This window comes from Myxococcus sp. CA033 (assembly GCF_013336625.1).
In the GTDB taxonomy this organism is placed as follows: domain Bacteria; phylum Myxococcota; class Myxococcia; order Myxococcales; family Myxococcaceae; genus Myxococcus; species Myxococcus llanfairpwllgwyngyllgogerychwyrndrobwllllantysiliogogogochensis.
Genome location: NZ_JABUMU010000017.1, coordinates 214,460 through 222,714, shown reverse-complemented (window position 1 = coordinate 222,714; position 8,255 = coordinate 214,460). Strand labels below are relative to the sequence as shown.

At 64.7% G+C, this 8,255-nt stretch carries 6 protein-coding genes; 3 read left to right on the top strand and 3 right to left on the bottom strand.

Annotated elements, in window-relative coordinates:
* Positions 1-335, top strand: a 335-nt coding sequence (locus tag HUA78_RS31480) for a peptidyl-prolyl cis-trans isomerase (RefSeq protein WP_174477818.1), incomplete at its 5' end; no start/stop codon positions are given.
* Between the two features lie 610 nt (positions 336-945).
* Here the strand turns inward: HUA78_RS31480 and HUA78_RS31475 are convergent.
* From HUA78_RS31475 to HUA78_RS31465, 3 genes are all read right to left on the bottom strand, one after another.
* Positions 946-1,227 carry an SUKH-3 domain-containing protein gene (locus HUA78_RS31475; RefSeq protein ID WP_174477817.1) on the bottom strand — a complete coding sequence of 94 codons (282 nt, stop codon included), beginning with the start codon at positions 1,225-1,227 and terminating at the stop codon, positions 946-948.
* Between the two features lie 6 nt (positions 1,228-1,233).
* The gene (locus HUA78_RS47795) at positions 1,234-1,776 is read right to left on the bottom strand and encodes a pentapeptide repeat-containing protein (RefSeq protein WP_174477816.1); all 543 of its coding nucleotides are present in this window, start codon (positions 1,774-1,776) and stop codon (positions 1,234-1,236) included.
* 832 nt (positions 1,777-2,608) lie between these two features.
* Positions 2,609-3,724 (bottom strand): hypothetical protein, encoded by a 1,116-nt coding sequence (locus tag HUA78_RS31465; protein WP_174455313.1) that lies wholly within the window; start codon positions 3,722-3,724, stop codon positions 2,609-2,611.
* A gap of 566 nt (positions 3,725-4,290) precedes the next feature.
* Here HUA78_RS31465 and HUA78_RS31460 point away from each other — a divergent pair.
* Both HUA78_RS31460 and HUA78_RS31455 read left to right on the top strand, forming a co-directional pair.
* The gene (locus HUA78_RS31460) at positions 4,291-5,286 is read left to right on the top strand and encodes a peptidyl-prolyl cis-trans isomerase (RefSeq protein WP_174455311.1); all 996 of its coding nucleotides are present in this window, start codon (positions 4,291-4,293) and stop codon (positions 5,284-5,286) included.
* Positions 5,287-5,667: 381 nt separating this feature from the next.
* Positions 5,668-8,223 carry an RCC1 repeat-containing protein gene (locus HUA78_RS31455; RefSeq protein ID WP_254623985.1) on the top strand — a complete coding sequence of 852 codons (2,556 nt, stop codon included), beginning with the start codon at positions 5,668-5,670 and terminating at the stop codon, positions 8,221-8,223.
* Positions 8,224-8,255 lie beyond the last annotated feature (32 nt).

The window sequence follows — 8,255 nt, the reverse complement described above, 5'->3', positions numbered from 1 at the left end:
TGACCCAGGCCTGGGGCGCCGCGCTGGCGGATGCGGCGTTCGGTCTGAAGTCGTCGTCTGAGATTGGCCAGGTCGTGGAGACCGACAAAGGCTTCCACCTGGTGAAGTTCCAGAGCCGGCAGGTCGGGATGAACCAGACCTTCGAGCAGGCGAAGCCGCGCATCGAGGCGCGCCTGACGGGCGAGCGCCGCTCCAAGGCGATGGAGGGCTTCATCGACGGACTGAAGGCCCAGGCGAAGATCGAGGTGAAGGAAGACGCCCTCGAGCAGTTGAAGATCGAAGGCGCGGAGAACAAGCCCGCCGCCCCTGCTCCGACCTCCCAGCCTCACCCGTAGCCGGCTCGCGCGCCCCACGACCGCCTCAGAGGCTCAGTTCGCGATCCATCCGCAGGGAATGCGGCCGGTAATCATCGTCCCCTTGCAACACAAATACGCGGACCTGGACGCCTAGAACAAATTGCCCCGAAGGCAGAACATCGCCTCGGTCGAATTGCATCAGATCATACACACCGAACCACGGACGCGTTGGAGAGACTATCATCTCTCCACGAACAATCCCCAGATGCCCTCGGGTAGCTCCGCCATAGCCAGCGGACTCTCCATCAGGCAACCAGAGACAGAGTTCAGTGACGTCTACACGGTCGGACAGGGTCACCTCTGAGCTGGACGACAAGCAAAAAACAACGGGTAGGGTATTGAGTCCGGCCTTCGGCAAAAAGCCCTCGACGAAATGAACACTCAACTGAAGGTCTGGCGTCATAATGGATTGCCCGCTTTAAATATCTGAGCCCCCTTCAGGGGAGCCAGGTCGCGCACGTCGCAGTGAGAGATATCCCTCAGAAACTGAAGGGCCTCCTCGAGTGTGCTGAAGCCCTTGACGACCTCGGTCGCAGCCTCCTCAAGAACCATTTGCGCCTCAGGAACCTCAAAGGAATGGGCGACAAACTCACCTCCAGGGCCATGCAGAACCAGAAAACAACGCCTGAACACAGGCCAGATCATCCACATCAATCCATTTACACGCCGCACCAACATCAAAACGCATCAAATCGCCATTCCGACCATGAAACTGCAGCCCGCCAAGCGACCGAAGAATCTTCATTGCGGCCGAGTGCATGACAATTCCTTCATCCTCCAACACCCTTTGCATCGGCTCAGTTGGAATTTCGCGCTCAACGAACCACCCACCGGCCACTAGAACAGAAACAACATCGTCATCGAGAATCACGACCAATCACCGTTTCGTCGCCTGAAGTCTCGCACCATCAAGCTGTACATACTCCATGTAGGCCCCAGTCAGATCAGCCCCTTCCAAGTCCGCCCCACGAAGATCCGCACGACTCAGATCGACGCCATCAAGCATCGCTCGCTTCAAGGATGCCCCCTCCAAGTCCATTGACGACATATCCGACATACTCAGAGTCGCATCATCGAAACATGCGGACGGCGCCCGTGCCCCATGCAGCATGACACCTGACGCCTTTACTCGTTTGAGCGACGCAGCACTCAGATTAACTGCCAGCAGATAGGCCCCCGTCAGGTCACAATCATCTAGGACAGCATAGTTCAACCAAGACCCATGAAGTTCGACTCCGGCCAAACTCATCCCGCTGAGGTCTATTCCCCGGAGGTCGGCTCCAGCAGGAACCCCATCCACACCAGGCAGCTCCCGGACCTCATCCAACCACAATCCACTGTGGAGCCCTATACAGACCCGGCGCCAGATGTCCTGACCACTTGGCGTATGCCATCGCCGCACCAGAAAGTCGCTTTCCATTCCCATCTCCCATGACATCACTCACATACAAAACCGTCAACACTCGCAAGTAACGCTGAAACAACACCGATACAAGTCAGAGCCCACTCTCCCTCATTCGCCTGAAACACTCTTCCACGGGCCTTCCCTGAAATCGCTCAGCAAGCGCAAGCACCTCGCGCCACTTATACAAATTCTGTGAGACAACCTCCTCCGTGCCCCCGACTGCCGTGAGCACCAAAAGGAAATCTTTCTCATACGCGTTCTGCTTTCCGGGGGGTCTGTTCGGATCAACTACTCGACCCGCTGGCCTGAACCGTATCTCCACCAGGTCCATCGCGACATCCCGAGACCCCGTAACCGCCGGATGCCCCTTGGAACAGAGCTGCTCCGCGAAGTTCGGCACAATTTCGTCATCCCGCTCGATGTGCCAGGCATGGCCGAAGTCACAAACATACAACCAGTAAATACGCATACTCCGCCTCACTCAGTTCACAGAACGCAATGCGCGGCATTCGCAGGTTCGCCAGTGTGAGGAAGTCACTGTGAGTCGCGGAGAGCCCCCATCCACAGCTCCCACTGAATTCCCCTCCTCCTGGCAAACTCGCGCAATTCACCATCAAGTCCGTGGGCCGCAGTATATCGCGACTCAGTCGTGCACACCTCATTCGATGGCAGCCCCGACGCATCAAGCTCAGCCAGTTCAGCATCAGGCTCGTGTCACACCAGCACGGAAACTCCGCGTCACTGCCAGCAGGGGACTCTCACTCCGCGGCAAGGGCCTTACCCATGCGCGGGCCCCTACAGCGGGGTCCGCGATGGGGAGGCGGAAGCATCGCTCGTGACGTGGGCGCTACAGCGCGGCCTGGAGCGTCTGCTCCAGCTCTTCGCGCGTCTGCCAGCTCACGGGACGCAGGCCCGCCACCAGTTCCAGCGTCCCACTCGAGACGGTGACGGCGGCGTGAAGGTCCGTACGCAACTGGATGCGCTTCACCTTCTCCCTCAGCGCGGTGCGGCCGATATCGTCCTTCTGGAGGGACTCCAGCACCTCATGTACACGCGCCACGAGGAAGCCGAGCGCGCGCAGCTCCTCGGCGCTCGCGGGATTGACTCCCGGGGCCAGCGCCAGCGTCAGCGGAGACTCCGTGACGGCTCGAAAGCGGGATTCCAGCGCGCCGAGCTGACGACGAAGCTCGAGCAGTGAAGGAACAGGCACGGCATCGCGCTTCAGCTCACCGAACGACGCGACATCGTGGACCGTGACGGTCTCGATGGTGCCCACGGGGATGATGACCGCGTCCTCTTGGGGGTAGCCGCTCTCGCGGGGGATGAGGAGCAGGATGGCACGGCCCTCGCGACGGTCCTCCAGCATCTCTCGGACGATGCCGGTGACGGCGCGGCCACTGCGCAGGGACAACGTCGCGCGGGGCAGCAGCAGGGGAATCCCCGAACGCTGCCGCCCGCTGATGCGCAGCAACACCTGGAGCACGGCGTCCAGCCCCTTGGCATCCGCATCCAGAAAGGCACGCAGGGAGTCACCCGTGTACGGGTTCGGCAGCTCCGGGGCGGCCTCGATCGTCCTCCGGATGGACTCCTTGCGGTCCTCCACCTGGTCCACATTCGTGACGGGCTCGTGGTCCAACGTGAGCACCCCGTCCTGAAACGTGGCGATGCTGGACGAAGAGGAGTTGCTCGACGAATTGCGGATGACGATGCGCTTGAGCGCGCCTCGCAGGAACTCCCGGCCCAGGTCGTCCTGGCCCAGGGCCGCCAACGCACCGATGAGCGGCCTGAAGTAAACCTGGGGCCACGCCTCCGCGTAGAGGTCCGCATAACCCTCCGCCGTGAGACTGGCCCAGTCGACCTCGATGGGCACCTCGAAGCGCGCGGCGGCCTCGAGGTCCTTCTTTATCTTCGGGTAGTGCGTCTCCTCGAACTGCTTCGCGGCCTTGCGTTCGGCGAGTCCCATTCAATTCTCCAGACGGAGGGGATGGGCGAGGAGTCTCGCCCGATCCCCCACAAGACGCCCAGGGCCGCCCGCACGTTCCGTGTCTCCTTGAGTTCTCCCCGGCCCCACGCACTGACCGGCCTCCCCCTCGAAGACCCCACATTCCTGGGATGGACCTGCCCGGGTGGCTCCCTCCACCCTGCTCTCCTACCGGACACACCCTGTTCGCGAGAGGAGAGGACCCCGGATGTTCATCCCCCTGCCGTTGTCACGCCTCGCGACCCAACGCGTCCTCCTCCTCTGGATTGCCCTGGGCATCGTGAGTCTGGTGGTCAGTCTGGGTGGGTTCCTGAGCCCCTGCCAGTGGACCCCCGAGCGGGCATTTGCTCGCGCCTGTTCGCCACAACAACCCAAGGAGCCGTGACTGCGGGCAGGACGTTCCACCGGGGTGGCCGTCATCACACCAGGGAGAGCCGCGCCTGGCTGGCACACGGGGCCTTCAGGGCATGGGCGCGCTTGGATGCTCACTCGGAACAACGGGGTTCGCACCTCCCTCCCTGTTGGATATACGCTGGTCGAGTCCGCCCATGCACACGCCCTCCGTCCGAACCCGAGTCCTGTCCGCCATCGTCGCCGTCCTCGCCCTCTCCGCCTGTGGCGGTGGCAGCGCCCCCCCAGCGGAACAGAGCGCCAAGGACACGGGCCCCGCGGTCGCGGTCGTCAATGGCCGCTCCCTGTCGACCCAGGAGGTGAAGGCGAAGCTGGACGAGCAGCCACTGTTCGTGCGCAGCCGCTACGCCACACTGGAGAAGAAGAAGGAGTTCCTGGACAACCTCATCCGCTTCGAGCTGCTGGTGCAGGAAGCTCGCAAGCAGGGGCTGGAAAAGGACCCGGAGATCAAGGCGACGCTGGAGAAGGTGATGGTGCAGAAGCTGCTGCGAAAGCAGCAGGAGGCCGCCGCCGGGACGATTTCCGAGCCGGAGCTGCGCAAGTACTTCGACGAGCACACCTCCGAGTTCGTGAAGCCCGAGCGCGTCCGGGTGAGCCACATCTTCCTGGAGGCGCCGCCGGCTGACGCCGCGAAGCGCACGCAGGCGCGCACCACCGTGGTGAAGCTGCTCGCGGACCTGAAGACAAAGGAAGCCGGCCCCATCAAGAGCGCCTTCGAAATGGCGGCCACACAGCAGTCCCAGGATTCCGCCACCAAGGCCGCCGGGGGCGACCTGGGCTTCCGCAGCCGGGAGGAGCTGACCCAGGCCTGGGGCGCCGCGCTGGCGGATGCGGCGTTCGGTCTGAAGTCGTCGTCTGAGATTGGCCAGGTCGTGGAGACCGACAAAGGCTTCCACCTGGTGAAGTTCCAGAGCCGGCAGGTCGGGATGAACCAGACCTTCGAGCAGGCGAAGCCGCGCATCGAGGCGCGCCTGACGGGCGAGCGCCGCTCCAAGGCGATGGAGGGCTTCATCGACGGACTGAAGGCCCAGGCGAAGATCGAGGTGAAGGAAGACGCCCTCGAGCAGTTGAAGATCGAAGGCGCGGAGAACAAGCCCGCCGCCCCTGCTCCGACGTCCCAGCCCCACCCGTAGGCGGCTCGCTGCGACACACCGAGCCGGCGTACCGCCTCAGCGGTTCGCGCCGGCTCGCGAGCCCGACCTGATCGCGACAGAAGGCATCACAGACATCACGACCCCGCCAAGGACCCGCGTGTGGTGCGGAGGGCCAGCTGTGCAGCCCCCTATACACGTGCGTCATTGGGCATACATGGGCGTGCACACCCCTGCATTCTCGAGTGACTCCTCTTCGTGGGAGCAGGCGGGGCACGCTTGGTGCACAGGTGGCCCGGAGTCGGCCCCTCGTTCACTTCATGTGAACCCGGCATGAAGTAGGCTGCGATTGCCAGCGCCCGCGTGCCGAACACCGTCCGCAGCCGTTCAGTCCCTCGAATCTTCGCAAGGATTGAAATGCCCATGCAGCGACACAGTCGTTTCGCCCTCCCACTCCTGCTGGCCTCGGCGTTGCTGACCCTCGGCGCCGGCTGCTCCTCCAACCCGGAGCCGACCGACGATTGTACGACAACCCCCGCGAGCTGCACCCCAGACGCGGGCCCACCCGATGCTGGCCCTCCTCTCGAGCCGCCCACGCTCATCGAAACCACCCAGTCCGCCGTCAACACCAGGCCTGGAGAGGTGGTCTCCCTCCGAGTCATCACGCGGGACGACAAGACGCCCCAGCTCACCTACACGTGGACGGCCAGCACGGGCTCGCTCGGGACTCAGACCGACACAGTCAACATCAGCGAGGTGAAGTGGACCGCGCCCCCCTGTCTGCCCGCGGGGACTCGCATCTCCGTCACCGCCACCGTGACGGATGATGACGACCTCTCCACCACCCAGACGTTCCTGCTGTCAGCCCACCCCTGCACGGGCCCCATGGTCTCCGGGGGCGCTCGCCACTCGCTGACCTTGCGCGCGGATGGCACCGTCTGGGCATGGGGTAGCAACGCTTTCGGCCAGCTTGGCGATGGGACCGCCCTCGACCGCGACACCCCTGTCCAGGTGGCCGGATTGACGAACATCACCGCCGTGGCCGCGGGAGAGTCCCACTCGCTGGCCCTGCGCGAGGACGGCACTGTCTGGGCCTGGGGCTACAACGTCCGCGGCCAGCTCGGCGATGGAACGACCACGGACCGTTCCACGCCCACACAGCTGCTCGGGCTGACCCGGGTCATCAGCATCGCCGCGGGGAGCTATCACTCCATCGCGCTCCGCGAGGACGGCACCCTCCGGACATGGGGTAGCAACTCTTTCGGCCAGCTTGGCGACGGAACGACCACGACCCGAAGGTCGCCCGTGCCGGTATCGGGGCTGAATCGAGTCACCCGCGTCGCCGTCGGCAAAGCCTCTCAATCCCTGGCGGTGCGCGCGGACGGTACCGCCTGGGCGTGGGGCTTCAACGCCTCGGGCCAGCTCGGCGATGGAACGACCACGGACCGCTCCACGCCCGTGCGAATCGCGGGGTTGGGGCCGGTCGTTGCCCTCTCCGGCGGCCTGGGCCGGTCCATGGCCCTCCTCACCAACGGCAGCGTCTGGGCATGGGGCTTCAATTACAAAGGCGCCCTGGGAGATGGGACGGAGTTCTCCCGGAACGAGCCCGTGGAAGTCACCGGGTTGAGAGGTGTGACGACCCTCGAAGTGGGAACCAGCCACTCCCTGGCCACGCGTGACGACGGGACGGTCTGGGCGTGGGGGGAAAACCAATACGGTCAACTGGGAGATGGAACGGCGGTGGACCGCCACACGCCCGTCCAGGTGCCGGAGCTGACCGGCGTCGTTTCCGTCTCCGCCAGCGAGGAGCACTCTCTCGCGCTCCTTCGTGACGACACCCCGCTGGCCTGGGGCCACAACGGAGACGGGCGCCTCGGCGTGGGAGCGCCTCCTCGACGCCACACACCCACCCAGGTCCCCGGGCTGACAGGTGTGCTTCACGTCGCCTCGGACGACCACCACTCACTGGCCCTGCGCGAGGATGGCACCGTCTGGGCATGGGGTGACAACGACAACGGCCAGATTGGCGATGGGACCTTCCTCCGGCGCCCCTCCCCGGTGCAGGTGTCCGGACTCACCGACATCGTCGCCATCGCCGTGGGCGACACGCACTCACTGGCCCTGCGTGGCGACGGCACCCTCTGGGCATGGGGCACCAATGCTTCCGGCACACTCGGCGATGGGACAACGGTCATCAGCCGCAAAGCCATCCAGGTACCCAACCTCACCCACGTCACCCGAATCGCCGTGGGCATGAAACATTCGCTCGCCCTGCGCGAAGACGGCACCGTCTGGGTCTGGGGCAGCAACCTCTTCGGCCAGCTTGGCGACGGAACAACCACCGACCGAAGCGTGCCTGTTCAGGTGCCCGGCCTCACCCACGTCACCCGAATCGCCGCGGGTGGGTACCACTCACTCGCCCTGCGCGATGACGGCACCCTTTGGGCCTGGGGCCTCAACGTCGTCGGCCAGCTCGGCGATGGAACGAACACCCACCGCCACGTGCCCTTCCCGGTGTATGCGTTGACCAACGTCTTCGATGTGGCCGCGGGCAGGGACCACTCGCTCGCCATGCGGACGGATGGCACCGCCTGGGCCTGGGGATGGAACAAGCAGGGACAGCTCGGCACCGGACGGGACACAGGTGGACGGATAGCGGATCGGATGAGCGGGCTGACCCACATCCGAGCCCTGGCCGGCGGCGGCGAGCATTCCCTGGCCCTGCGCGAGGACGGGACGCTCCTGGCCACGGGTAGCAACAGCCACGGCCAGCGCGGAGACGCCAGCTCCGGAGACCAACTCACCGCGCTCCAGGTGGCCGGCATCTCCAACCTCATCCACATCGCCGCGGGCAACCGCCACTCCCTGGCCGTCCGCGATGACGGCACCGTCTGGACCTGGGGCGACAATCTCATGGGTCAGCTTGGCGACGGGACCTCGGCCGACGTCCACCACCCGAGGCAGGTCACGCTGCCGTAATCGACTGAAGGGAGGGGGCCTCCTAAGCACCC

Bases quoted from the DNA above. Each gene is read 5' to 3' on its own strand.
- HUA78_RS47795 (WP_174477816.1), bottom strand. From the start codon at position 1,776: ATGGAAAGCGACTTTCTGGTGCGGCGATGGCATACGCCAAGTGGTCAG.
- HUA78_RS31465 (WP_174455313.1), bottom strand. From the start codon at position 3,724: ATGGGACTCGCCGAACGCAAGGCCGCGAAGCAGTTCGAGGAGACGCAC.
- HUA78_RS31460 (WP_174455311.1), top strand. From the start codon at position 4,291: ATGCACACGCCCTCCGTCCGAACCCGAGTCCTGTCCGCCATCGTCGCC.
- HUA78_RS31455 (WP_254623985.1), top strand. From the start codon at position 5,668: ATGCAGCGACACAGTCGTTTCGCCCTCCCACTCCTGCTGGCCTCGGCG.